This window comes from Micromonospora sp. NPDC049175, from assembly GCF_043197345.1.
Lineage (GTDB): Bacteria > Actinomycetota > Actinomycetes > Mycobacteriales > Micromonosporaceae > Micromonospora.
Genome location: NZ_JBICSY010000002.1, coordinates 796510 through 820717 on the forward strand (window position 1 = coordinate 796510; position 24208 = coordinate 820717).

The following is a 24208-nucleotide window of genomic DNA, read 5'->3' on the forward strand; positions in this document are numbered from 1 at the left end:
ACCCCAAACCATGACCACCACCAGCAGACCGCTGCCCGAGGCGCCCAACCGGATCGAGTTGGCGATCGGCGGGATGACCTGCGCCGCCTGCGCCGCCCGGATCGAGAAGAAGCTCAACCGGATGGACGGCGTGAGCGCCGCCGTCAACTACGCCACCGAGAAGGCAACCGTCCGGTACGCCGACGGCGTCACGCCGGACGACCTGATCGAGACCGTGCGCAAGACCGGGTACACGGCGGCGCTGCCGACCCCACAGCCGGTCGAGGAGCCGACCGACCCGTTGCGCGGCCCGCGTACCCGGCTCTGGGTCTCGGTGGTGCTCAGCGTGCCCGTGGTCCTGCTGGCCATGGTCCCGGCCTGGCAGTTCGACTACTGGCAGTGGCTGTCGCTGACCCTGGCCGCGCCGGTGGTGGTCTGGGGTGGGCTGCCGTTCCACCGGGCCGCCTGGACCAACCTGCGGCACGGCGCGGCGACGATGGACACGCTGGTCTCGCTCGGCACCCTGGCCGCGTTCGGCTGGTCGCTCTGGGCGCTCTTCCTCGGTGACGCCGGCATGCCCGGGATGACGCACCCGTTCCGCTTCGACATCACCCGCACCGACGGGGCCGGCAACATCTACCTGGAGGCGGCCGCCGGGGTGACGGTGTTCATCCTGGCCGGCCGCTACTTCGAGGCCCGATCCAAGCGGACCGCCGGCGCGGCCCTGCGCGCCCTGCTCGACCTCGGCGCCAAGGAGGTGGCGGTGCTGCGCGACGGGGTGGAGACCCTGATCCCGGTGGATCGGCTCGCCGTCGGTGACCGGTTCGTGGTGCGCCCCGGAGAGAAGATCGCCACCGACGGGGTGGTCGACGAGGGCACGTCCGCCGTCGACGCCAGCATGCTCACCGGCGAGTCGGTGCCGGTCGAGGTCGGCCCCGGCGACGGCGTGGTCGGCGCGACAATCAACGCGGGCGGACGGCTGATCGTCAGCGCCACGCGGGTCGGCGCGGACACCCAACTCGCCCGCATGGCCGACCTGGTCGAGCAGGCGCAGAGCGGCAAGGCCGCCGTCCAGCGGCTCGCGGACCGGATCTCCGGTGTCTTCGTGCCGATCGTCATCGCCCTCGCCGTCGGCACGCTCGGCTGGTGGCTCGGCACCGGAGCCGGCCCGACCGCCGCGTTCACCGCCGCCGTCGCCGTGCTGATCATCGCCTGCCCCTGCGCGCTCGGCCTGGCCACCCCTACCGCGCTGCTCGTGGGCACCGGCCGGGGAGCGCAACTCGGTGTGCTGATCAAGGGGCCGGAGGCGCTGGAGTCGACCCGCCGGGTGGACACCGTCGTGCTGGACAAGACGGGCACCGTGACGACCGGCCGGATGACCCTGGTGGACGTGGTGCCGACGAGCGGCACGGATCGGGGCGAGCTGCTCCGGCTCGCGGGGGCGGTGGAGGCCGCCTCCGAGCACCCGATCGCCCGCGCGGTCGCGGCGGGCGCCGCCGAGGCGGGGTCGCTGCCCCCGGTGACGGGCTTCGGCAACCTCGAAGGGCTGGGCGTGACCGGCGCCGTCGACGGAAGGGTCGTGCTCGTCGGTCGGGTGCGGCTGCTGCGGGAGCGGGAGATCGACGTACCGCCGGAGGTCGAGTGGGCCGTCCGCGACGCGGAGGCCGCCGGCCGTACGGCGATCGTCGCGGCCTGGGACGGGCGGGTCCGGGGTGTGCTCGCGGTCGCCGATGTGGTCCGGCCGACCAGCCGGGCGGCGGTGGCCCGGCTGCGGGCGCTGGGGCTCACCCCGGTCCTGCTCACCGGGGACAACGCCACGGTGGCCCGCGCGATCGCCGCAGAGGTGGGCATCGACGAGGTGATCGCCGAGGTGCTGCCGGCCGGCAAGGTCGACGTGGTCAAGCGGCTCCAGGCGCAGGGGCGGTCGGTGGCGATGGTCGGTGATGGGGTCAACGACGCCCCGGCGCTGGCCCAGGCCGACCTGGGGTTGGCCATGGGCACCGGCACCGACGTGGCGATCGAGGCGTCCGATCTCACCCTCGTCCGGGGCGACCTGGACGCTGCGGTGGACGCCATCCGGTTGTCCCGGCGCACGCTCGGCATCATCCGGGGCAACCTGTTCTGGGCGTTCGGTTACAACGTGGCGGCTCTGCCGTTGGCCGCCGCCGGGCTGCTCAATCCGATGATCGCCGGCGCCACGATGGCGTTCTCCTCGGTCTTCGTGGTGGCCAACAGTCTGCGGTTGCGCCGGTTCCGTCCGGCCGCGGCCGATCGCAGACTGTGACGGCGGTAATGGTTGGACCGGCGACGGCGGGGGTACTGGTGGTGGTGTAGCGACGCTTGCAATGGAGGTTGGCAATGGGATTCGACGATAAGATCAACAACGCCACCGAGGACGCGACCGGCAAGCTGAAGGAAGGCGCCGGTCGGGCCACCGACAACGAGCAGCTCGAGGCCGAGGGTCGCGCTGACCAGTCCACGGCCAAGCTCAAGCAGGCCGGCGAGAAGATCAAGGACGCCTTCAAGAGCTGACGTACGACGTAACCCGCACGCCGGGCCGGTGATCATTCACCGGCCCGGCGTGTCTGTGTGTCCGGCCCCGTGCCGTGACCCTGAGAACCCCCTGATTCCGCCCTCGGCCCGTATCGCCGCGTCGGCACACCTGCTAACTTCCTTTTGCATGTGCGAGGGCCGGTTGTGAGCAGTGCTCCGTCGCCAACCGGCGACGACCTGGTGCGGGTGCTGGCCTCGTTGGCCAACCCGCACCGGCTGCGGATCGTCGCCGCGCTGGCCCGCGAACGTGCCTACGTCAGCGGGCTGGCCCGGCAACTGGGCATCAGCCGAGCGCTGTTGCAGGTCCACCTACGGAAGCTGGCGGCGGCCGGTCTGGTCACCGCGAGCCTGGAGTTGTCGGAGGACGGTAAGGCCATGAACTACTACGAGGTGCAGCCGTTCGTGCTCACCCTCACCCCCGAGATCATCGCGGCGGCGGCCGAGACGCTGACCGTGCCCACCTCGGTCGACCAGTAGGGAGCGAACCGATGAGCGAACACGACTGGACCGAGGTGGTCGGCGCGATCGGCATCTTCGCCTTCCTGGTCAGCGTGGCCACGGTGACCATCGTGCAGCTCGCCAAGACCCGGCGGGCCCGGTTCGAGGCGTCCCGCGCGGACGACTACCGCCGGCTCGCCGAGACCGCCGCACAGGCGCAGGCGGAGAACGCCCGACTGCTCGCGGCCATGGACGGCCGGCTGGGCGGCATGGAGACCCGGATGACGAAGCTCGAACGCGTCCTGCTCGAGGTCGACTGACCACGGCCGAAGACCCCGGGCCGTCGAGCGGCTACTCGACGACCCGGGCGGAAGCAGCATCACCTCGCCCACTGGGCGAGTTTCACCGGCAACGCTCCTTCGAGGAGAGGACAGCACTTCATGCTGCGTGTACGCAAATCCGCAGTCGGCTGGGCGGTCGCCCTGGCCCTCGCGGCCGCCGGCCTGACCCCGGCGAGTCCGGCCGCCGCCCACCCCACGATCGACTGGCATCCCTGTGCCGCCGACGACTCCGCCGAGTGCGGCACCCTGTCACTGCCTGTCGACTGGGACCGGCCCCGGGGGGAGCGCTTCGACCTCGCGCTGGCCCGCCGGGTCGCCACACCTGCCACCCGCGAGGGTGCGCTGGTCTTCGGCCCCGGCGGGCCGGGCGACAGTGGCGTCGACCGGGTGGTCAACGGCAGCTCCCGGTTCAGCGCCGACCTGCGCCGCCGGTTCGACATCGTCAGCTTCGACCCCCGTGGCACCGGCGGCAGCAACCCGGTGGTCTGCTCGCGCGCCCTGCTCGCCCAGCAGCCGCAACTGATCGCCGACCAGGCCCAGTTCGACGCCACGCTGGCCGGCAACGCGCTGCTGCGGGCCGACTGCCGGGCGCGCACTGGGCCGCTCTACGACCACGTGGACACGATCAGCGCCGCCCGGGACCTGGACGCGATCCGCGCCGCGCTCGGCGAGCGCCAGCTCACCTTCCACGGCAGCTCGTACGGCACCCTGCTCGGTGAGCAGTACGCCGAACTGTTCCCGCACCGGGTCCGGGCCATGGTGCTGGAGGCCGCGGTGGACCACAGCGTCGGCACCCGCGCGTTCCTGGACACCCAGGCCGTCACCTCGGAGGACGCGTTCGACGAGTTCGTCGCCTGGTGCGACAGGTCCGCCGCCTGCGCCCTGCACGGGCGGGACTTTCGGGCACTCTGGGAGAGGCTGCGCGCCCGGGCCGAGGCCGGCACGCTCACCGACCCGGAACGGCCAGGCGTCGTGCTGACCCCGTTCGAGTTGAGCCGGCTCACCCACAGGTATTTCTACGACACCTGGCGCTGGCCGGGGCTCGCCGAGTGGTTGGGCGAGATGGAAGCTCCCGCCACCGTGCGAAGCGCCGGCCCGTCCACGGGCGACGCCGTGGCGCCGTACCCCTTCGCGGTCTTCTGCCAGGACTGGAGCCTGCCGGTCCGTGACTACCGGGAGTACGACGGACACCTGCGCCGGGTGGCCCGGCTCGCGCCCGACCTGCGGTATCCGACGGCGGTGTTCGCCCTCGCGACCTGCCTGGGCGCCCCGACGCCGGTCGCCAACCCGCAGCACCGGCTGCGGGTGCGTACCGACGTGCCGCTGCTGGTCGCCGCCACCGTGCACGACCCGGCCAGCGGGTACAACTGGGCCACGAACGTGGCGCGGCAGTTGGGTCGGCACGGCGTGCTGCTCACCTACGAAGGCTGGGGGCACGGCAGCTACACCACCAGCCCGTGTGTCGAGCGGGCCGTCGACGCCTACCTGATCGACCAGGTAGTGCCGGCCCGGGGCGCCACCTGCCCAGCCGTCGACCCCGACGTGTGACCGTGCCGCCGCCGGCCGCCGGGGTCAGACCTGCCCGGCGGCCGGCGGCTGTCGCACTCCCGCCAGCCGGGCGGCCCGCAGCTCCAGGTACCGCTGCTCGGGCCGGCTCGTGGTGCCCCGGGCCGCCGCCAGGTACGCCTCCCGCGCCGCGCCGGCCTCCCCGGCCAACTCCAACAGGTGCGCCCGGACAGCGGTGAGCCGGTGGTGCCCGGCGGTGCGCTCGTCGGCGTCCAGGGACGTGAGCAGGGCGAGCCCGGCCCGGGGCCCGTCCACCATGGCAACCGCCACCGCCTGGTTGAGGGTGACAAGCGGGTTCGGCGCGACCCGGGCCAGCAGCCGGTAGAGCGCGACGATCTGCCGCCAGTCCGTCTCCGCCGCCGTCGGCGCCTCGGCGTGCACCGCGGCGATCGCCGCCTGAAGTTGGTACGGGCCGGGCGGCGACCAGGTCAACGCGTCGGTGATCAGCGCGATCCCCTCCGCGCTGGCGGCCGCGTCCCACCGGCCGCGGTCCTGCTCGGCGAGCGGCACCAGCTCCCCGTCCGGGCCGAGCCGGGCCGCCCGGTGCGCGTCCGTGAGCAGCATCAACGCCAGCAGCCCGCTCACCTCGCCGTCGTCGGGCAGCAGCCCGTGCAGGATGCGCGCCAGCCGGATCGCCTCGCCGGTCAGCTCCGCCCGGTGCAGGTCCGGGCCACTGGACGCCGTGTAACCCTCGTTGAAGATCAGGTAGAGCACCCGGAGCACCGTGCGCAGCCGCTCGTCCCGTTCGGCCGGACCGGGCATGGTGAACCGGGCGCCGGCGGCCTCGATCCGCTGCTTGGCCCGGCGGATCCGTTGACTCATCGTCGCCTCCGGCAGCAGGTGCGCCCGGGCGATCTGGGCGGTGCTGAGACCGCCGACCGCGCGCAGGGTGAGCGCCACCTGCGCCGACCCGGTGAGCGCCGGGTGGCAGCAGAGGAACAGCAGGGTGAGAGTGTCGTCGGCGTCCGCCACCGCGGGCTCCGCGTCGGCCGCCGGAGCCACCCCGGCGTACGCCGGCTCGCGCAGCGTCACCGCCAACTCGCGGTCCCGGCGGGCGTTCTCGCTGCGCCACTCGTCGGTGAGCCGCCGAGTGGCCACGGTGAGCAGCCACGCGCGCGGACTGTCCGGTACGCCCTGCGTGGGCCACTGTGTCGCGGCGGCGAGCAGTGCCTCCTGGACCGCGTCCTCGCACCTGTCGAACTGGCCGTGCCGGCGGACCAGCAGGCCGAGGACCTGCGGCGCGACCGTGCGCAGCAGATCCTCGACCGTCCGGTCGTCGGTCACATCTCCGCTCCGGCCTCGTCCATGATCGGGCGAACCTCCATGGCGCCGCCGAAGCGCACGTCCGGCCAGCGGGCGGCGATCTCGGCGGCCCGCTGCGGGCTGTCGCAGTCGACCGCCAGGTAGCCGGCGAACTGCTCCTTGCTCTCCATGAACGGCCCGTCGATGACCTCGGCCCGGCCGTCGACGGCCCGGACCGTCACCGTCTGCGACGGGTTGGCCAGCGCCTGGCCGCCAATCAACTCACCGGTCTCGGTCAACTCCTTCATGATCTCGTCGACCTCGCCGAACAGGGCGGTGCGGTCCTGCTCGGAAAGCTCCTCGGTGAAGCCGGGCCGGTTCCAGATCAGCAGCATGTACTTCACGGCGACGCTCCTCAGGCTCTGGTCGCACCCCGGTCGGGGCGCGACTCACCACAGGGTCGGAGCCGACAACCCGTTCCCTACGGCGTACCGAAGAAAATCGTAGAAATCGTCGCCGGTGGGGGCCCCACGCCGGGCTGCTCAGCGCCGATCGGGTCGGCCCGGCACCTGGCGGGGCTTGCGTCCGCCGCCGACGTCGAGCGACGCCCGGTCGGCGGCCGAGGTGCCCGACGACCAGCCCTCGGCGTCGCGCACGCTGAGTCGGTGCCGGGTCACGCCGGGAAAGAGCGTGTCCAGTCGCTCCCGGACCGCCTCGCCCCGGGCGGCGAGCACCGGCAACAGGCGCTCCGCCCCGGCCGTCTCGGCCGCTGCCTGGTCCGCCGCGTCGGTGGCCGCCTCGGTGGCCGCGCGCAACCGCTCACCGATCCGCAGCGCGAACGCGTTGAGGAACGACTCGTCCCACACCTTCGTCCGCCGCCCCGATCCGGGCCGACGCTCGGCCCGCCCGCGCAGCATGGCCGCGGTGGCCTGCACCAGCAGCGAGGTGTAGAGCAACTCCACCGCCACCAGGTCGGCCGGCCAGCCCAGCACTGTGGCGAAGCCCAGATCGTCGGACCAGACCGCCTCGCACCTGTTCGCCGCCGCCACCTCCTGCACCAGCAGTGCCTTCGCGCCCGCGTACGGGGTGTCGGTGCTCAGGCGTACCCCGCCGGGCACGTCGCCGCGCTCCGACCCGGCGGCCAGCAGCGCCTCGTCGATGCTGTGTCGGGCGATCAGCTCCTGCGCCTTACCGGTCAGCGCCTCCGCCTCGGCCGGGAAGGTCGTCGACTCGGCCTTGGCCAGCAGCGCCCGGACCCGATCCAGCATCGGCGACCCGCTGCGCGCCGGACCGGCCGACCGGGCGGTCGCCGCACCGCTCGACCCGGGTGGCGGGCGCAGCACCGCGATCGGCGGCAGGCTCTCCACGAGCGCGAGGACGTCCACGGCCGTACGGAGCGCGTCGACCCGATCCAGCGACTCTCGGGCGGACCAGCCGGCCAGCACGTTCTCGGCGTTCGCCCGCCCCTCGGTGGTGACCTCGCGGAGCTGCTCGTCGAACCAGGCCGGGACCGGATCCGGCTGCTCGCGCCGTTGGACGGCCATCGCGTCGCGGACCAGTCGCGCCGCGCGGGCGTCGAGTCGCCGCGCGGTGATCCGGTCCAGGTCGACGGGCTGCCAGCCGCGCGGCCAGAGCCGCGTCAGGCCGCGGACCAGGCGGCGCAGCAACGCCGCGTCCACCGCCGTGGTGCCGTCCGCCGCGCCGGTGCCGACGATCAGTTGGTCCAGCTGCCGTTCGGCCTGCCGTACGTCGGCGCCGCGCACCGCCGCGAGTGCGTTGGCGACGAGTTCGTCCGCGTCCGGCACGGGCACCTCCTTCTCGGGTTCCGCTGCCGGCGAGGCTTCCCGACCCGCCTCAGCTCCATGATCATGCCCCGCGAGGCCCCGAAGGCACGAAACGGGGATGTTGCCGCCGCCGCACCCGCCGGGCCGTGCTTGATCAACACGGGTTCCTTGAAAGCGCGGCATCCCGCCGGGCTGGACACCCCGATTTCACCGAACTCGTGTGGACCTTGGCGGGGCGCATCGCCACGCCGGCCTTGGTGGCGGTGATTCGTCAGGGTTAGGGGTATTTTTGCCTTGACTGGCGGATGCGAGGTGCGTGGTGGTCGGTTCGAGCCTGCCGGGTGGGCGCACCGCCGACGTGCCGGACGAGCGCTCCTCCGCGCTCGCCGGCGTCCTGATCGGCATCGCGATCATGGCCGCGGTGGACGAGATCGTCTTCCACCAACTGCTGGCCTGGCACCACTTCTACGACCTGTCGACCCCGTCGGTGGCGCTGCTCTCGGACGGGCTGCTGCACGCCGCCGAGGTGATCGCCCTGGTCGGTGGGTTCTTCTGGTTCGCCGACCTCCGCCGCCGACACGCCCTGTCGACAGGGCTCGCGTGGGGTGGCTTCCTGCTCGGCGCCGGCGGGTTCCAGCTCTTCGACGGGCTGATCGACCACAAGGTCCTTCGGCTGCACCAGATCCGCTACGGCGTACACCTCGTGCCGTACGACGTGGTGTGGAACGTGGCCGGCGCGGCACTGCTGCTGGCCGGCGCCCTGCTGATCTGGCGTGCCGGGTCGCGCGACAGCCCTCGATGACGGCGCCGCTGCCCGGTCCGCCCGCCTGGTCCGTGCCGCCGTTCGCGCACGGTGGGCCCGCGACGGACGGCTCGTCCTGGCTGCCGCTGTTGCCCGTCGCGCTGCTGGCCGGCGGCTACCTGCTGGCCGCCGCGCGCGACCGGAGGGGTTGGGGTCATCGGCGGACCGCCGCCTGGCTGGTCGGCTGTGCCCTGCTGGCGATCGCCGTCGGGCCGCTGGCCCAGGTCCCCGACGATCCGCGCGGGCATATGGCGCAGCACCTGCTGCTCGGCATGCTGGCCCCGCTGGGGCTGGTGCTCGCCGCCCCGGTGACGCTGCTGCTGCGGGTCGCGCCGCCGCCGGTACGCCGGGCGGTCGGGCGGCTGTTGCGCGCCCGCCCGCTGCGCCTGCTCGCGCACCCGGTGACCGCCGCGCTGCTCAGCACGGGTGGGCTGGCGCTGGTGCTGCTCACCCCGCTCTACGCGGCGGCCGAGCGGCAGCCCGTGCTGCACCACGCCCTGCACCTGCACTACCTGGCCGCCGGCTACCTCTTCGCCTGGTCCCTCGCCGGGCCGGACCCGGCGCCGCGCCGCCCGGGGCTGGCGGTACGGGTCGGCGCGCTCCTGGGCGCGGCGGCCGGCCACGCCGTGCTGGCCAAGTACCTGTACGCACAGGCCGGCACCCTCCCGCCCGGCCTCGACAACCCGGATCCGGAGGCGTTCCGCTCCGCCGCCCAGCTCATGTACTACGGCGGCGACCTGGCGGAACTCCTGCTCGCCACGGCCCTCTTCGCGAGGTGGTACAACCGCCGCCGCCCGGTGACCAGGAGGGTTGCGTCGACGGAGAGCGGTGCCGTGACGCACAGCTCCTGATCAGCGCGGCCGGGGTGCGGAGATGCCCGATCGAAGGGCGGTGGCGAGGTGCTGGAGGAACGTGCGGATGCTCTCCTCGCTGTGCCGGGTCTCGATCTCGTCGTTGAGCGGGACCTCGGAGCGCAGCGCCTCGTCCAGCGCGTCAAGCGTCGCGGTCCGGTCGCCCGGGTAGCGCCCGTCGACCACGCCACGGGCGACCCAGGCCACCACCGAGTCGTCGAGCACCTGCTCGAACTGGATCCCGTAGAGGATTCCGTTGATGTGGCCCTTCCACAGGTCAGTGGCCATGCTCGTCGACTCCCTAAGAAATGGCTGCCGTCCCGGCCGGGATCGGCTCTGCCGAGCGTGCCACCACTATCCCGGACGTGCAGACCCGTCAGGTCCGTCGCGGCCAGGTGGCGAGAATCTCCGCCGCCGGCAGGACGTCCCGCTCCGGGTCCGGGGCGGGGGCCGGTCGGGCGGTGGGCGTCCGGTCGAAGCGGGGCGCCGGGGCCGGTTGGATCTCGCCGCCGACCTCGACGAAGGTGCCCCGCGCGGCGTTGTGCGGGTGTGTGTGCGCCTCGCCGGGGGCGAGCACCGGCGCGACGCAGGCGTCCAGGTCGCTGAAGACCGCCGTCCACTCGTCCCGGGTCCGCTCGGCGAACCGCGCCGTGAAGCGCCGACGCAACACCTCCCAGCCGCTCGGGTCGTACTGCGCCGGCAGGTCCGGGTCGTCGGCCAGGTCGAGGCCGCTGAGGAGTACGGCGTAGAAGGCCGGTTCCATCGCGCCGACGGCCATGAATCCACCGTCGGCAGTGGCGTACGTGTCGTAGAACGGCGCTCCCCCGTCGAACATGTTGTGCCCGCGCGGCGCGGACCACAGGCCACTGCCGAGCAGCCCGTGCAGGAACGACGTGAGCAGCGCCGACCCGTCCACCATCGCCGCGTCGACCACCTGGCCGACGCCGGAGCGTTCCCGTTCCAGCAGCGCCGCCAACACACCGACGGCGAGCAGCATGCCGCCCCCGCCGAAGTCGGCGAGCAGGTTCGTCGGCGCGTAGGGGCGCTCGCCGGCCCGGCCCAGCGGCTCCAACGCCCCCGCCACCGCGATGTAGTCGATGTCGTGCCCGGCCCGCGACGCCAGCGGGCCGTCCTGGCCCCAGCCGGTCATCCGCGCGTACACCAGCCCGGGGTTGCGGGCCTGGCACACCTCCGGGCCGAAGCCGAGCCGCTCGGCGACCCCCGGCCGGTACGCCTCGACGAGCACGTCCGCCCGTTCGGCGAGGCGCAGCAGGTCGGCCACGCCGGCCGGGGACTTCAGGTCCAGCGCGGTCACCCGTCGGCCGCGCTGCAACGGCCCGCCGGTCGGCGCGGCCAACCGCCCCGCACCCGGGGCGCCCGGCCGGTCCACCCGCACCACGTCCGCGCCGAGGTCGGCGAGCACCATGCAGCCGAACGGCGCCGGCGCGAGGCTTGCCAACTCGACCACCCGCACCCCGGCGAGTGGCCCACCCCGCGTCGGCCCGCTGCGCGCTGATCCGGCAGGCTCGCCGCCGCTGCCAGGCCCGCCGTCACTGCCAGGCTCGTCGGCGGGCGACTCGGACGGAGCTGCGGGCCCCGTCACGCGACGCCCGCCGGTTCGCCGGAACGGGCGGCCAGCCGGTCGACCAGGTCGGTCGGGGGTGTGAACCGGTCGCCGTACCGGTCGGCCAGCTCGGCGGCCCGGGTCGCGAAGCCGGCGGGACCGCCCGCGTACTGCCGGACGTAGCGGATGACCCCGCCGGTCCAGGCGGGAAAGCCGATGCCGAAGATCGAGCCGATGTTGGCGTCGGTCTCGGTGCGCAGCACCCCCTCGTCGAGGCAGCGCAGCGCGTCCAGCGCCTCGGCGAAGAGCATCCGTTCCTGGAGGTCGGTGAACGGCACCGCCCGTCCGGCGTCGGTGACCAGGTCGGCGAGGCCGGTCCACAGCCGGCCCCGGGTGCCGTCGTCGTAGGAGTAGAAGCCGCCCCCGGCGGTACGCCCCGCCCGGTCGTACGCGTCGACGAGCTCGTCGACGAGCCGGTGCGCGGGCAGCGGCAGGTACTCCTCGGTGGCGGCCTCGAACTGGCGGCGGATCCGCTGGATCAGGGTGAGACTGACCTCGTCGGCCAGCGCCAGGGGCCCGGTCGGGTAGCCGGCCTGCAACGCGGCCTGCTCCACCGACGCGGCCGGTACGCCCTCGGCGACCATGCCGACCGCCTCGTCCAGGAACCGACCGATCACCCGGCTGGTGAAGAAACCCCGGCCGTCGTTGACCACGATGGGGGTCTTGCCGATCCGCCGACCCAGGTCGAACGCCCGCGCCAGGGTGGTGTCGCTGGTCCGCTCGCCGACCACGATCTCCAGCAGCGGCATCCGGTCCACCGGGGAGAAGAAGTGCATGCCGATGACGTCGGCCGGCCGGTCCACGCCCTCGGCCAGGCCGCTGATCGGCAGGGTGGAGGTGTTGGAGGCGAGCAGCGCACCCGGCGCCACCACCGGCAGCACCTCGGCGAAGACCGCCCTCTTCAACGCCGGGTCCTCGAAGACCGCCTCGATCACCGCGTCGCAGCCGGCGAGGGCGTCCACCTGGTCGGTGGTGGTGATGCGGCCCAGCACCGCTCGGGCGTCCGCCTCCGTCGCGCGGCCCCTGCGTACCGCGCGGGCCAGCAACCGTTCGGCGTGCTCCCGCGCCCGGCCGGCGGCCTCCGGCCTGACGTCCCTGACCACCACGTCCAACCCGGCGCTGGCGCAGGCGTACGCGATGCCCGCGCCCATCATGCCGGCACCGAGCACCGCCACCCGGCGCACCGGCGGGGCGTCCACGTCGGTCGGCCGGGCCGCGCCGCCGTTGACGGCCTTCAGGTCGAAGAAGAAGGCGCCGATCATGTTCTTGGCGACCTGCCCGGTGAGCAGGCCGATCAGGTGCCGGGTCTCCACTGTGAACGCGGTCGCCAGGTCGACCTGCGCCCCCTCGACGGCGGTCGCCAGGATCGCCTCGGGCGCGGGCAGCCGGGCACCCTTGAGCTGCTTGCGCAGGGTGGCCGGGAAGGCCGGCAACTGGGCGGCCAGCGAGCGGCTGGCCGGGGTGCCGCCGGGCATCCGGTAGTCCGGCCGGTCCCACGGCTGGCTCGGGTGCGGGTTGGCGGCGATCCAGGCGCGGGCCCGGTCCAGCAGCGCCGCCGGGGTGGCGGCCACCTCGTCGACAAGCCCCGCGGCCAGGGCGTCGGCGGGGCGCATCCGGCGACCGGTGAGCAGCACGGTGGTCAGTGCCGCGGCCAGGCCGAGCATTCGTACCGTCCGGGTGACACCGCCGGCCCCGGGCAGCAGGCCCAGGGTCACCTCGGGCAGCCCGAGCCGGCTGTCCGGCGCGTCCAGCGCGATCCGGTGGTGACAGGCGAGGGCGATCTCCAGGCCACCGCCGAGCGCCGAGCCGTTGATCGCGGCGACCACCGGTCGGCCCAGCGTCTCCAACCGGCGCAGGTCCCGCTTGATGGTGCCGAGCAACTCGGCCAGCTCGGGGGCGTCGGCTCGGGTCGCGCGGACCATCTCCGGCAGGTCCCCGCCCGCGAAGAAGGTGGACTTGGCGCTGGTCACGATCACGCCGACGAGATCGGGTTCCGCCTCCAACCGGTCGAGCGCGGCGCTCATGGACGCGGCGTACGCCCGGTTCATGGTGTTCGCGGACTGGTCGGGGTCGTCCAGGGTGAGCGTGACGATGCCGGCGGCGTCGCGGTCGTACCGGATGGTGTTTGTCATTGTCGTCCCCCGGGTCAGCAGCGCTCGAGAACCGTGGCGACGCCCATGCCGCCGCCGATGCAGAGGGTCACCACGGCGCGGCGCAGGTCGCGGCGCTCCAACTCGTCCAACGCCGTGCCGAGCAACATCGCCCCGGTCGCGCCGAGTGGGTGGCCGAGCGCGATCGCGCCGCCGTTGACGTTCACGCGGTCCGGGTCGAGGCCCAGGTCGCGGACGTACGTGAGGACCACCGCCGCGAACGCCTCGTTGATCTCGAACAGGTCGATGTCGTCGACTGTCAGCCCGGCGACGGCGAGCGCCTTGCGGGTGGCCGGGATCGGGCCGGTGAGCATCAGCGTCGGGTCGGCGCCGCTGACCGCCGCGCTGACGATCCGGGCGCGCGGGGTGAGGCCGAGGTCCCGGCCCACCGACTCCGAGCCGATCAGCACAAGTGCCGCGCCGTCCACGATGCCGGACGAGTTGCCGGCGTGGTGGACGTGCTCGATGGCCTCCAGCCAGTGGAACTTCTGCAACGCGACCGCGTCGAAACCGGCCGCCTCGCCAATCGTGGCGAACGACGGGGTGAGCCGGGCCAGCGCCTCCCGGGTGGTCTCCGGGCGCGGGTGCTCGTCGGCCGTGAGGATGTCCAGCCCGTTGCCGTCGCGTACCGGGACCACCGAGCGGGCGAAGTGCCCGCCGGCCCACGCCTTGGCGGCCCGCTCCTGCGACCGCAGCGCATAACCGTCCACGTCGTCGCGGGTGAACCCCTCCAGGGTGGCGATCAGGTCGGCGCTGACGCCCTGCGGCACGAACGACGTGGCAAGCGCGGTCTGCGGGTCGGTGGCCCAGGCCGCGCCGTCGGCGCCCATCGGCACCCGGGACATCGACTCCACCCCGCCGGCGAGCAGCAGGTGCTCCCAGCCGGAGCGGATCCGCGCGGCGGCCGAGTTGACCGCCTCCAGTCCGGAGGCGCAGAACCGGTTGAGCTGCACCCCGCCCACCTGGTCGGGCAGCCCGGCCAGCAGCGCGGCGGCGCGGGCCAGGTCGCCGCCCTGCTCGCCGACCGGGGTCACGATGCCGAGCAGCAGGTCCTCCAGCCGGCCCACGTCCAGGCCGGGGTTGCGCTCGCGCAGCGCGTCGATCAGGCCGACCACCAGCGAGATCGGCTTGACCCCGTGCAGCGCGCCGGTGTCCCGGCCGCGTCCGCGCGGGGTGCGGACCGCGTCGTAGACGTACGCCTCAGAGGGCACGGGCGATCAACTCCTTCATGATCTCGTTGGTGCCGCCGTAGATCTTCTGGACGCGGGCGTCGGCGTACATCTGGGCGATCGGATACTCCGTCGTGTAGCCGTAGCCGCCGAAGATCTGGAGACACCTGTCGACGACCTCGCACTGCCCGTCGGTGAGCCACGACTTCGCCATCGCCGCGGTCGCCACGTCCAGGTCGCCGCGCGTGTGCCGGACGATGCAGTCGTCCAGGAAGACCCGGCTGACCCGGGCGCGGGTGGCGCACTCGGCGAGCACCATCCGGGTGTTCTGGTGGCCCATCAGCGTCTTGCCGAAGGCGGTGCGCTGCTTGGCGTACGCGACTGTCAACTCGACGGCCCGTTCCATGGCCGCGACCGCGCCGACGCCGATGACCAGCCGTTCCTGCGGAAGCTGCTGCATGAGCTGGATGAAGCCCAACCCCTCGGCGTCGCCGAGCAGGTTGGCCGCCGGCACCCGCAACTCGTCGAAGAACAACTCGGCGGTGTCGTTGGCGTGCAGCCCGATCTTGGACAGTAGCCGGCCCCGACGGAAGCCCTCCGGATCGCCGCCGACCTCGCAGACCAGCAGCGAGACACCCGCCGCCCGCTGCTCGGGATCGGTCTTCGCGGCCACGATGATCAGGTCGGCCAGGCCGCCGTTTGTGATGAACGTCTTCGCGCCGGTGATCAGGTAGTCGTCCCCGTCGCGGACCGCCCGGGTACGCATCGCCTGGAGATCGGAGCCGCCGTCCGGCTCGGTCATCGCGATCGCGCCGACGAGTTCACCGCTGCACAGGCCGGGCAGCCACCGCCGCTTCTGCTCCTCGCTGCCGTACGCGACCAGGTAGCCGGTGACGATGCCACTGTGGACGGCCAACCCCAGGCTGCTCTCTCCGGTGTACGCCTGCTCGTGCAGCAGCACCGCCTCGTGGGTGAACCGGCCGCCTCCGCCGCCGTACTCCTCCGGAACGGACAGTCCCAGCAGCCCCAGCTCACCGGCGCGGCGGTAGTGCTCCCGGTCCGGATGCCCCTGCGCCAGCAGGCGGTCGGCGTGCGGCAGCACCTCCTTGGTGAAGAAGCTGCGGGCCAGGTCGGCGAGGTCGTCGTGCTCCGGCTCACGCCAGACTGAGGGAGAACCGTCGAGCGGGGGCGTCGGCATGTCCACCACCCTCGCGCCCTGTTGGCGGCATGTCAATAAGTCGTGGTCCGCAGCCGGTACAAGCGTCCGGGTCGCCCTTCCGGGTCGCCCTTCCGGGTCGCCCTTCCGGGTCGTCCGCGAAGGGCAGATGTCCGCAGCCCGCCAGTGCCACGGGCGACTAGCCGCGGGTCGACTCACGTCGTCCGGAGGCCGCCAACCGCTCGGCGAGTGCGACGACACGGTCGCGGAGTTCGTCGGGGCGTTCGATGACGAACGGCAGGTCGAGTGTGGCGAGCACACCGGGTAACCAGTCGAGACTCTCCGCCCGGATCTCCACGTCCTGCCAGCCTTCGTCCGCACCCTCTCGCACCTCGGCGATGCTGGCCGGTAGCCGCCTGCGGATCTGCTCACGTGTTCCTTGTATCCGCAGCGACACCGCATGCTGGTACGGCGCCTGTGCCATGGAGGCGAGGAGCTGCCCCGCGGGATCGTTCCCGGCGGGCGGCTCGAACGAGCCGGGCAGCGTTCTCGCGTCCGCGATGCGGTCGAGCCGGAGGGTCCGATCCGCACCGATATCCGGATCGACTCCGGTGACATACCACCGGCCCGTGTGGTTGACCAGCCCGAACGGATGCAGCGTGCGGACGCTACGCCTGCCGTTGCGCGAGGTGCACTGGAGTGAGATCGGCCGGTGCTGGCGGACCGCCTCGGCGACCGTGAGCAGTACGTCCGTCCGCGGCGCAGGTAAGTCGCCGGGTTCGGTGGTGAAGGCGAGGGACTGGAGTACGGCGTCCAGCCGGTCCGCGATCCGCGACGGCAGGACGCGCCGGATTTTCGCGGCGGCGGTCTCGCCCGCCGTACCGGTAGCGGTCGCCAGTCCGGCACGGCGGCCGGCAACCAGGCCGAGGAGGACGGCCACGGCTTCGTCGTCGCTGAACATCAGCGGCGGCAGGCGATAGCCGGCGGCGAGCCGATACCCGCCGTAGCGACCGCGCACCGACTCCACCGGCACGTCGAGGTCGACCAGGTGACTCACGTAGCGCCGCACCGTGCGCGGTTCGACACCGAGGCGCTCGGCAAGCTCGGCCATCGTCCGGACGCCGCCGGACTGTAGGAGCCCCAGCAGTGCGAGCACCTGGGCTGTCGGCCGTGCCACGGTCTGAACCTACCTCGAATACTGGACCAGATCTGTCCAGTATTCGGGTTAGCGTGCTGACGACAGACCGGCACCAACCGCACTGAGCAGGGAGAAGACATGGATTTCGTATCGATCCGCATCATCACCGGCGACATCAACCGCCTGGTCGGCTTCTACGAGAAGATCACGGGCGTGCAGGCGGCCTGGGGCAACGAGGACTTCGCCGAGTTGCGTACCGCCCACGGCACGCTGGCGATCGGCAGTACCCGCACCGTCCCGCTGTTCGCGCCAGGGTCGGCCCGCCCGGCCGACAACCACACCGTGATCATCGAGTTCCTCGTGGCAGACGTGGACGCGCTCTACGAGAAGCTGCAACTCGTGGTGGAGGACTTCGTGAACGAGCCCATGACCATGCCCTGGGGTAACCGAGCCCTGCTCTTCCGTGACCCCGACGGCAACCTGGTCAACTTCTTCACCCCGGTGACCCCCGACGCGATCGCGAAGTTCGGCCGCTGACCAGGTTGACGCAGCCATGGCTCAGCAACCAGCGAGATGTCCAACCTGCGGCACCTCTTGATCAAGTGATGAAAAGTAGGACTCGCGGCTGCCCTTTACCTACTTCTCATCGCTTGATCAAGGTGAGGGGGGCGGCTGCCGCTAGGGTCGGGCAGATGAGTGTCGAGACGGCTCCGCGCCGCCGCCGGCTGGAGCCGGACGCCCGGCGCGGCCAGATCCTGGCCTGCGCGGTCCGGCTGTTCGGCGAGCGCCCGTACGCGGACGTGTCGACCACCGACGTCGCCCGCGAGGCGGGTGTCGCTCGCGGTCTGGTCAACCACTACTTCGGTGCGAAGAAGGACCTGTACCTGGAGGTCGTCCGGGTCATGGTGACAATCCCGGAGGTCGCCCTCGAACGGTTGCCCAAGGGCGACCTGCGCACCCGGGTCGACGCCAGCGTCTCCTGGTTCCTCGACGTGGTGTCCCGGCACAGCACCTCCTGGCTGGCCGCCGTCACCGCCCGGGGGATGGGCGGCGACGCGGACGTGGAACGGGTGCTCGCCGAAGCCGAGGAGGTCGCCGCGGACCGCATGCTCGTCGCCGTCGGCCTGGCCGGCGAGGCCGAGCACCGGGAGGAGTTGCGTGCCATGGTCCGCGCGTACGGCGGGCTGGCCACGTCGACCGCCCGGGAGTGGCTCCAGCGCGGCGCGTTGACACGTGCCCAGGTGCACCTGCTGCTCGCCACCACCCTGCTGACAATCGTCGAACAGGTCATCCCGCAGGCCATCGCCGCCCCGACCCGGCCAGCGCCGCCCGCTTGAGCTGCCCGATCCCGCTCCGGGGTGGGATGGTCGCGCCGCCGCGACGCCGGCTCCACCGGCAGCTGTCAGTGCTCTTCGCAGCCCATGACCGCCGATGTCAGCCCCACGAGACGGGGGAACCCGGGACCGCGTATCCGGCTTGTGGGTGACGCGGAGCACGGGAGAACAGCGGTCATGCAATAGGTATCGGCGTTACGGTTATTTCAGTGGTCGGGAGGTGCCGCGACCCCTACGCCGAGGAGGACTTATGACCACGTCTGCCCTATCTTATGAGGTTCTCGTCTTGGACGGCCCGGTACGGGCGGGGGACCAGCGCATGCCGGACGGGTCGCGGATCCACTGGAACCCGATCTCGTCCACCTTGATCTTCGGAGCCGAGGAGGCGCTCCTGGTGGACCCGCCGTTCACCCACGAGCAGATCGCGAAGGTGGGCGACTGGATCGCACAGTCGGGCAGGCGGCTGACCCACATCTACGCCACCCACGGTCACGGCGACCACTGGTTCGGCACCGGTGAGCTGCTCAAGCGCTTCCCCGACGCCGTCAGCTACGCCACACCCGGGACCATCGAGGTCATGCACCAGCAGGCCACCGTCGGGCGGAGCGAGTTGTTCGACAAGGTCTTCCCCGGCCTGATCCCGGAAACGCCTGTCGTCGCCGTGCCAGTGCCGGCCGAGGGGTTCCTGCTGGAGGGCAATCTCGTCCAGCCGGTCGAGACCGGGCACACCGACACCGACCAGACCACAGTTCTGCATGTGCCGTCGATCGGTCTCGTGGTGGCCGGTGACGTCGTCTACAACGGCGTCCACCAGTACCTCCTGGAGACCGTCGATGGCGGCCTACGGGAATGGCTGAAAGCTCTCGATCGCGTCGAGGCGCTCGCACCCCGTGCGGTCGTCGCCGGCCACAAGAACCGGGACCGGCCCGACGATCCTGCAAGCATCGACGAGACCCGGCAGTACCTGCTCAACGTGGAGCGGCTGTTGGCCGAGAAGTCGATAGCCCGAGAGTTCTTCGACGAACTGACGAGCCTCTACCCGGACTGGGTCAACCCGGGACCGGCGTGGTACGGGGCGCTCGGCCTGATCGGTAAGTGATCTGATCATGCCCTCGGCACCGCACCCCACGCCGTGGCCCGCCACCGTGAGATACGACCTGGACCAGGCTCCCGGCGGCCTCGGGCTGGTCCAGGATCTGCTCAACACGATCTCGGCCGGGGCGCCACGGCAGCCGGATCTCCTCGACGAGTTGCCCAGCGCCACGGCGTGGGCGCACGCTGCCGCCGCCCGGTGGTCGGCGGCCACCGGGCGGCCGGCGCCCGACGTCGCCCTCGACGCGGCGGGACTCCGGGCGCTACGGATCTTTCGCGACGACCTGCGGGACGAGATCCACTCCCGGGTCCACGTTGCAGCGGAAGCGGGACAGCCCGCCGCCGAGGATCCGCCCCCGACCGGGCTGCGTTCCGCCGGTGCCACGCTGCGACTCGACCGGAACGGGTCCGTCCAGCTCGACCCCGCCGGGGTCGGGGCGGAGCTGCTGATCTCGCTCGTGCTCGCGACGCTGTTCGAGGCGCAACTCGCCGACACCGTGCGTCGGATCAAGACCTGCCGCAATCCGCGCTGCCAGGTGGCGTTCTACGACAGGTCCCGGAACAACAGCGGCGTCTGGCACTCCGTCCGCGTCTGCGGGTACCCGAGCAACCTGCGCGCCCACCGCGCACGCCTGCGGCAGGCGGACTGACCTGCTCGCGCCGGGCTGGCGACGCGCCAGTCGACGCCGCCGGCGATCAGGCGGCGCGGCGTCCGCCGGCCCGCCCACCGCGGTCGGCACGCGCCGCCGCGGCCGGGAGGTCGGCACGCGCCGCCGCGGCGGCATGATCAGCTCGCGCCGCCGGAGCCGCGAATCGGTCGGCGGCCTGCGCCGGGTACGACTCGGTGCGGACCACCCGCAGCGGCCGGTCCACCTCGTCGGTGCCGAACCGCCAGCGTGACGGCGCTGGCTGCCGCTGCGGCGAAGGTCCACCGGGGCGCAGGCCGGGCCGGGACAGCAGCACGGTGATCAGGTAGCCGACCACCAGGAACCCGTGACTGACCAGCCGCTCCCCGCCCACCGATCCGGTGGCCAGGTCGTTTACCGAGAGCAGCAGCAACGTGCCGACGAACGCGCTGAGCATCGGCAGCAGCCCGGCCGGAGGGCTACGGCGGACCGCCACGAAGAGGAAGCCGGCACCCACCGCCACGTTCCACGCGGCCGACTCGTGCCACAGGTGCTGGCCGGACGGGTGCAGGTGATCGGCGGTCGCGCCCCGGCCCACCTGGGCCAGGCCGAGCACCAGTTGCACCGCGCCGAGCAGCCCGAGCGCCGCGCGGAGCCCGGCGACCAGCGTGCCGCGCCCGAACGCCGCGCGTAGCCCGGCGACTGACCCAGCGCGCCCGAGCGCCGCGCGCAGCCCGGCGACCGACCCAGCGCGCCCGAGCGCCGCGCGCAGCCCGGCGACCGACCCGCCGCGCGCGACCGAACCAGCGCGCCGCCACCACGGCCGACGGGCCGGTTCCGCCGCGACGGCGGCCAGGATCGCCGCGGTCCGGTCGGGCACATCAGCCACCAATCGGGTACGAACCCGACGTGTCACCGCCGCCGCCGCCGTGAACCAGGCCCGGCACTCGGCACACCCGTCGAGGTGTCCCTGCACCGCCGCCAGCTCGGCGGCGGTCTCCTCCCCGTCCAGCTGCGCGGACAGGACCTCCCGCCACTGCTCACACCCCATGTACCGGTAGTCGCTCCGAGAGCCGCTCCGGTTCCCGGCGACCCGGTCGGGTTGTGGAATACTCGCCGGATCATGACGCGCTACGGCCTGCTGATCCTGCCCGCCACCAACCGGGTGTACGCCCGCTCCGCCGTCGACCTGACCCGGGCCGAGCTGGAGATCTTCGGCCGCTCGGCGCTCGACGGCCAGATCGGCGAGCTGGACACCGAGGTCGTCGGAGGGGCGTCCTACGTCACCTTCACCGGGGACGGGCTGACCGAGCGGGACCTGGCCGTCCTGGGCAATCTCTCCGCCGGGTACGCGCTGTTCGAGATCGTCGGTGAGCTGCTGCGGCCGATCGAGTGGAGCCGACTGGACCGCTACGACGACGACCTGCTCACCATCCAGAAGTACCCGGGCAAGACCAACGAGCAGTTCACCAAGCTGCTGCTCAACGTCACGCTGCTCGCCTCGGACTGGGCCGGCGAGCTGACCAGTCGGCGGTTCCGGGTGCTCGACCCGCTCTGCGGCCGGGGTACGACCCTCAACCAGGCCCTGATGTACGGGTTCGACGCCGCCGGCATCGAGCGCGACCAGAAGGACGTCGAGGCGTACCGGGCGTTCATCACCACCTGGCTGAAGCAGAAGCGGGTCAAGCACCGGGTGCTGGAGTCGGGGCCGGTGCGGCGCGAACGCAAGGTGGTCGGCCGGCGGGTGCGGATCGAGTTGGCGCCGACCCGTGAGGAGCACAAGTCCGGCCAGACCCAACTGCTGGATGTGGTCAACGCCGACACGGCCCGCTCGGCGGAGTTCTTCCGCCCGGAGACCGTCGACCTGGTCGTCGCCGACGCGCCGTACGGCGTGCAGCACGGCAGTCGTACCGCCGACAAGGGCCTGACTCGCGACCCGCTGGCGTTGCTCGCGGACGCCGCGCCGGTCTGGGCGCGGCTGCTGCGCCCCGGCGGTGCACTCGGTATCTCGTGGAACACCCACGTCGCCAGCCGCGAGGACGCGGCGGCGGCGTTGGCCGACGCCGGCCTGACCGTGGTCGACGAGGAGCCCTACCGCGCGCTGCGGCACCGGGTCGACCAGTCGATCATGCGCGACGTGCTGGTGGCCCGCCGCCCGGCCTGACCCGGCCCACCGCCCGGCCTGAGCCAGGCCCACCGCCCGCGCCACGCGCCACCCATCCGGGTCGCGCATGGTCTCTCTCGTATGTCCTTTGCTCTGCACCCGCGGAGGCGCCAGCTACGGACCGTGTCTGTCGCCTCCGCGGGTGCAGAGCAAAGGGCGGGCAGCCGGCCTTGACCTCGCGGACCCAGCGAGAGTCTGTGCCGCATTTCACCTGTTCAGTGGGCGGGTGTGAAAACCACGTCAAGAAAAGGTTCGGCCCCGTCATGGTCGCGTTATGACCCCTGCCGTCCGGCGGGTGGTGGGGCTTTGATTGCCCGGCGCGACCGGAAGGCGGTCGCGACGAACCTTTCCGGCTGAGGAGTCAGCGTGTCTGACGTGGTGTTCGTGGTCCTGACGGTGGTGCTGTTCGCAGTGCTCGCCCTTGTGGTCCGGGCGGTGGAGAAGCTGTGAACGCGGTAAACGCCGTCGGTCTGGTGCTCGCGATCGGCCTGGGCGCGTTCCTGGTGTTCGCCCTGCTGTTTCCGGAGCGCTTCTGATGACCATGACAACAGCGGGCGTCATCTTCATCGTGACGCTGGTGGCGGCCCTCGTCGCCGTCTACAAGCCGTTCGGCGACTACATGTTCCGGGCGGTCGCCGGCACGAAGCAGTCCCGGGTCGAGCGGGGAGTCTTCCGGCTGGTCGGGGTCAACCCGGCCGCCGAGCAGACCTGGGGCGTGTACGCCCGCAGCGTGCTGGCGTTCTCCGCGGTCTCGATCCTGTTCCTGTACCTCTTCCAGCGGGTGCAGAACCACCTGTGGCTGTCGTTGGGCTTCGACCCGGTGGTGCCGCACGGCGCGTGGAACACCGCCGTCTCGTTCGTGACGAACACCAACTGGCAGTCGTACTCGGGTGAGTCGACGATGGGCCACCTGGTGCAGATGGCCGGCCTGGCCGTGCAGAACTTCGTCTCGGCGGCGGTCGGCATCGCGGTGGCGGTGGCCCTGGTACGCGGCTTCGCCCGGAGCCGGACCGGGCAGCTCGGCAACTTCTGGGTCGACCTGACCCGGATCGTGCTGCGGATCCTGCTGCCGATCGCCGTGCTCGGCGCCATCGCGCTGATGATCGGCGGCGTGGTGCAGAACCTTTCCGGTGGCACCGACGTGAGCACACTGACCGGCGGCACCCAGACCATCACCGGTGGTCCGGTCGCCAGCCAGGAAGTGATCAAGGAGCTGGGCACCAACGGTGGCGGCTTCTACAACGTCAACAGCGCGCACCCGTTCGAGAACCCCACCACCTGGACGAACTGGCTGGAGATCTTCCTGATCTTCCTAATTCCGTTCAGTCTTCCCCGGGTCTTCGGCCGGATGGTCGGGCAGAACCGGCAGGGCTACGCCATCGCCGCGGTGATGGGCATCCTCGCGTTCGCGAGCGTCGCCATCACCAACATCTTCGAGTTGGCCGGCCACGGCACGGTGCCGCAGGCGGTCGGCGCGGCGATGGAGGGCAAGGAGGTGCGGTTCGACGTGTCGAACTCGGCCACCTTCGCCGCCGCCACCACGCTCACCTCGACCGGTGCGGTGAACTCGTTCCACGACTCGTTCACCTCGCTCGGCGGCATGATGACGATGGTCAACATGATGCTCGGCGAGGTCGCGCCGGGTGGCACCGGTTCGGGTCTCTACGGCCTGCTCATCCTCGCGGTGATCACGGTCTTCGTGGCCGGCCTGATGGTCGGTCGCACCCCCGAGTACCTGGGCAAGAAGATCGGGTCACGCGAGATCAAGTTCGCCTCGCTCTACTTCCTGATCACGCCGGTCCTGGTGCTCGTCGGCACGGCCGCGGCGTTCGCCACCGGCAACAACTCCACGGCGCTCAACGTCGGCCCGCACGGCCTCTCCGAGGTGCTGTACGCGTTCACCTCCGCCAGCAACAACAACGGCTCGGCCTTCGGCGGCATCACGGTCAACACCACCTGGTGGGACACCGCGCTCGGGTTGTGCATGCTGCTGGGCCGGTTCCTGCCGCTCATCTTCGTGCTCGCGTTGGCCGGCTCGCTGGCCCGCCAGGCACCCACCCCCGCGTCCGAGGGCACCCTGCCGACCCACCGACCGCTGTTCATCGGCATGGTCGTCGGCGTCACGGTGGTCCTCGTCGCGCTGACCTTCCTGCCCGCGCTCGCGCTCGGCCCGCTGGCAGAGGGGCTCTGACCATCATG

General features: G+C 72.3%; 24 protein-coding genes. 14 read left to right on the forward strand and 10 right to left on the reverse strand.

Annotated features, from left to right (window positions below):
- Positions 1 to 10 precede the first annotated feature (10 nt).
- The 5 genes from ACGFH8_RS10655 to ACGFH8_RS10675 all read left to right on the forward strand — a co-directional run bounded on the left by ACGFH8_RS10655 (position 11) and on the right by ACGFH8_RS10675 (position 4859).
- A complete protein-coding gene (locus tag ACGFH8_RS10655) occupies positions 11 to 2263 on the forward strand; it encodes a heavy metal translocating P-type ATPase (protein ID WP_393365914.1) in 2253 nt (750 codons plus the stop codon).
- 74 nt (positions 2264 to 2337) lie between these two features.
- Entirely contained in the window at positions 2338 to 2511 is a 174-nt protein-coding gene (locus ACGFH8_RS10660) for a CsbD family protein (RefSeq protein WP_036410891.1), read from the forward strand.
- A gap of 165 nt (positions 2512 to 2676) precedes the next feature.
- The gene (locus ACGFH8_RS10665) at positions 2677 to 3009 is read left to right on the forward strand and encodes an ArsR/SmtB family transcription factor (protein WP_393365915.1); all 333 of its coding nucleotides are present in this window, start codon (positions 2677 to 2679) and stop codon (positions 3007 to 3009) included.
- Between the two features lie 11 nt (positions 3010 to 3020).
- A complete protein-coding gene (locus tag ACGFH8_RS10670) occupies positions 3021 to 3290 on the forward strand; it encodes a hypothetical protein (RefSeq protein WP_393365917.1) in 270 nt (89 codons plus the stop codon).
- A gap of 120 nt (positions 3291 to 3410) precedes the next feature.
- The gene (locus ACGFH8_RS10675; protein ID WP_393365918.1) at positions 3411 to 4859 is read left to right on the forward strand and encodes an alpha/beta hydrolase; all 1449 of its coding nucleotides are present in this window, start codon (positions 3411 to 3413) and stop codon (positions 4857 to 4859) included.
- A gap of 24 nt (positions 4860 to 4883) precedes the next feature.
- Here ACGFH8_RS10675 and ACGFH8_RS10680 read toward each other — a convergent pair whose 3' ends face one another.
- The 3 genes from ACGFH8_RS10680 to ACGFH8_RS10690 all read right to left on the reverse strand — a co-directional run bounded on the left by ACGFH8_RS10680 (position 4884) and on the right by ACGFH8_RS10690 (position 7924).
- Positions 4884 to 6161 carry an RNA polymerase sigma factor gene (locus ACGFH8_RS10680; RefSeq protein ID WP_393365919.1) on the reverse strand — a complete coding sequence of 426 codons (1278 nt, stop codon included), beginning with the start codon at positions 6159 to 6161 and terminating at the stop codon, positions 4884 to 4886.
- Positions 6158 to 6514, reverse strand: coding sequence for a YciI family protein (locus ACGFH8_RS10685; RefSeq protein WP_393367066.1), 357 nt, complete (start codon positions 6512 to 6514; stop codon positions 6158 to 6160). The genes ACGFH8_RS10680 and ACGFH8_RS10685 overlap by 4 nt, the downstream gene beginning before the upstream one ends.
- A 147-nt stretch (positions 6515 to 6661) precedes the next feature.
- On the reverse strand, positions 6662 to 7924 hold the full coding sequence (locus ACGFH8_RS10690) for a DUF2786 domain-containing protein (protein ID WP_393365921.1): 1263 nt from the start codon (positions 7922 to 7924) through the stop codon (positions 6662 to 6664).
- Positions 7925 to 8222: 298 nt separating this feature from the next.
- On the opposite strand from ACGFH8_RS10690, the gene ACGFH8_RS10695 reads away from it, so the two are divergent.
- Positions 8223 to 8705 carry a DUF2243 domain-containing protein gene (locus tag ACGFH8_RS10695; protein WP_393365922.1) on the forward strand — a complete coding sequence of 161 codons (483 nt, stop codon included), beginning with the start codon at positions 8223 to 8225 and terminating at the stop codon, positions 8703 to 8705.
- On the forward strand, positions 8702 to 9556 hold the full coding sequence (locus tag ACGFH8_RS10700; protein ID WP_393365923.1) for a cytochrome c oxidase assembly protein: 855 nt from the start codon (positions 8702 to 8704) through the stop codon (positions 9554 to 9556). Before ACGFH8_RS10695 ends, ACGFH8_RS10700 begins: the two co-directional genes overlap by 4 nt.
- Here ACGFH8_RS10700 and ACGFH8_RS10705 read toward each other — a convergent pair whose 3' ends face one another.
- From ACGFH8_RS10705 to ACGFH8_RS10730, 6 genes are all read right to left on the reverse strand, one after another.
- The gene (locus ACGFH8_RS10705; RefSeq protein WP_393365924.1) at positions 9557 to 9844 is read right to left on the reverse strand and encodes a hypothetical protein; all 288 of its coding nucleotides are present in this window, start codon (positions 9842 to 9844) and stop codon (positions 9557 to 9559) included. It lies immediately after the preceding gene.
- Positions 9845 to 9932: 88 nt separating this feature from the next.
- On the reverse strand, positions 9933 to 11030 hold the full coding sequence (locus ACGFH8_RS10710; protein WP_393365926.1) for a CaiB/BaiF CoA transferase family protein: 1098 nt from the start codon (positions 11028 to 11030) through the stop codon (positions 9933 to 9935).
- Positions 11031 to 11155: 125 nt separating this feature from the next.
- On the reverse strand, positions 11156 to 13312 hold the full coding sequence (locus ACGFH8_RS10715; RefSeq protein ID WP_393365928.1) for a 3-hydroxyacyl-CoA dehydrogenase NAD-binding domain-containing protein: 2157 nt from the start codon (positions 13310 to 13312) through the stop codon (positions 11156 to 11158).
- A gap of 14 nt (positions 13313 to 13326) precedes the next feature.
- Positions 13327 to 14541: an acetyl-CoA C-acetyltransferase gene (locus ACGFH8_RS10720; RefSeq protein ID WP_393365930.1), complete on the reverse strand. Its 1215-nt coding sequence runs from the start codon at positions 14539 to 14541 to the stop codon at positions 13327 to 13329.
- Positions 14531 to 15697: an acyl-CoA dehydrogenase family protein gene (locus tag ACGFH8_RS10725; RefSeq protein ID WP_393365932.1), complete on the reverse strand. Its 1167-nt coding sequence runs from the start codon at positions 15695 to 15697 to the stop codon at positions 14531 to 14533. Before ACGFH8_RS10725 ends, ACGFH8_RS10720 begins: the two co-directional genes overlap by 11 nt.
- A 157-nt stretch (positions 15698 to 15854) precedes the next feature.
- Positions 15855 to 16832 carry a helix-turn-helix transcriptional regulator gene (locus tag ACGFH8_RS10730; protein ID WP_393365934.1) on the reverse strand — a complete coding sequence of 326 codons (978 nt, stop codon included), beginning with the start codon at positions 16830 to 16832 and terminating at the stop codon, positions 15855 to 15857.
- A 99-nt stretch (positions 16833 to 16931) separates the two neighbouring features.
- On the opposite strand from ACGFH8_RS10730, the gene ACGFH8_RS10735 reads away from it, so the two are divergent.
- The 4 genes from ACGFH8_RS10735 (at position 16932) to ACGFH8_RS10750 (ending at position 19869) form a co-directional block, all read left to right on the forward strand.
- The gene (locus ACGFH8_RS10735; RefSeq protein ID WP_393365936.1) at positions 16932 to 17330 is read left to right on the forward strand and encodes a VOC family protein; all 399 of its coding nucleotides are present in this window, start codon (positions 16932 to 16934) and stop codon (positions 17328 to 17330) included.
- Positions 17331 to 17485: 155 nt separating this feature from the next.
- The gene (locus tag ACGFH8_RS10740; protein WP_393365937.1) at positions 17486 to 18130 is read left to right on the forward strand and encodes a TetR/AcrR family transcriptional regulator; all 645 of its coding nucleotides are present in this window, start codon (positions 17486 to 17488) and stop codon (positions 18128 to 18130) included.
- A gap of 316 nt (positions 18131 to 18446) precedes the next feature.
- Complete coding sequence (locus tag ACGFH8_RS10745; RefSeq protein WP_393365939.1) at positions 18447 to 19226, forward strand: MBL fold metallo-hydrolase; 780 nt, start codon at positions 18447 to 18449, stop codon at positions 19224 to 19226.
- Between the two features lie 46 nt (positions 19227 to 19272).
- On the forward strand, positions 19273 to 19869 hold the full coding sequence (locus ACGFH8_RS10750) for a CGNR zinc finger domain-containing protein (protein ID WP_393365941.1): 597 nt from the start codon (positions 19273 to 19275) through the stop codon (positions 19867 to 19869).
- Positions 19870 to 19915: 46 nt separating this feature from the next.
- Here the strand turns inward: ACGFH8_RS10750 and ACGFH8_RS10755 are convergent, their stop codons facing one another.
- A complete protein-coding gene (locus ACGFH8_RS10755) occupies positions 19916 to 20896 on the reverse strand; it encodes a zf-HC2 domain-containing protein (protein ID WP_393365943.1) in 981 nt (326 codons plus the stop codon).
- Between the two features lie 72 nt (positions 20897 to 20968).
- Here ACGFH8_RS10755 and ACGFH8_RS10760 point away from each other — a divergent pair, with 72 nt between their 5' ends.
- The 3 genes from ACGFH8_RS10760 to kdpA all read left to right on the forward strand — a co-directional run bounded on the left by ACGFH8_RS10760 (position 20969) and on the right by kdpA (position 24200).
- On the forward strand, positions 20969 to 22009 hold the full coding sequence (locus tag ACGFH8_RS10760) for a TRM11 family SAM-dependent methyltransferase (protein ID WP_393365944.1): 1041 nt from the start codon (positions 20969 to 20971) through the stop codon (positions 22007 to 22009).
- Positions 22010 to 22455: 446 nt separating this feature from the next.
- Complete coding sequence (kdpF, locus tag ACGFH8_RS10765; RefSeq protein ID WP_393365946.1) at positions 22456 to 22545, forward strand: K(+)-transporting ATPase subunit F; 90 nt, start codon at positions 22456 to 22458, stop codon at positions 22543 to 22545.
- Positions 22545 to 24200: a potassium-transporting ATPase subunit KdpA gene (kdpA, locus tag ACGFH8_RS10770; RefSeq protein ID WP_393365948.1), complete on the forward strand. Its 1656-nt coding sequence runs from the start codon at positions 22545 to 22547 to the stop codon at positions 24198 to 24200. Before kdpF ends, kdpA begins: the two co-directional genes overlap by 1 nt.
- The last annotated feature ends 8 nt before the right edge of the window (positions 24201 to 24208 follow it).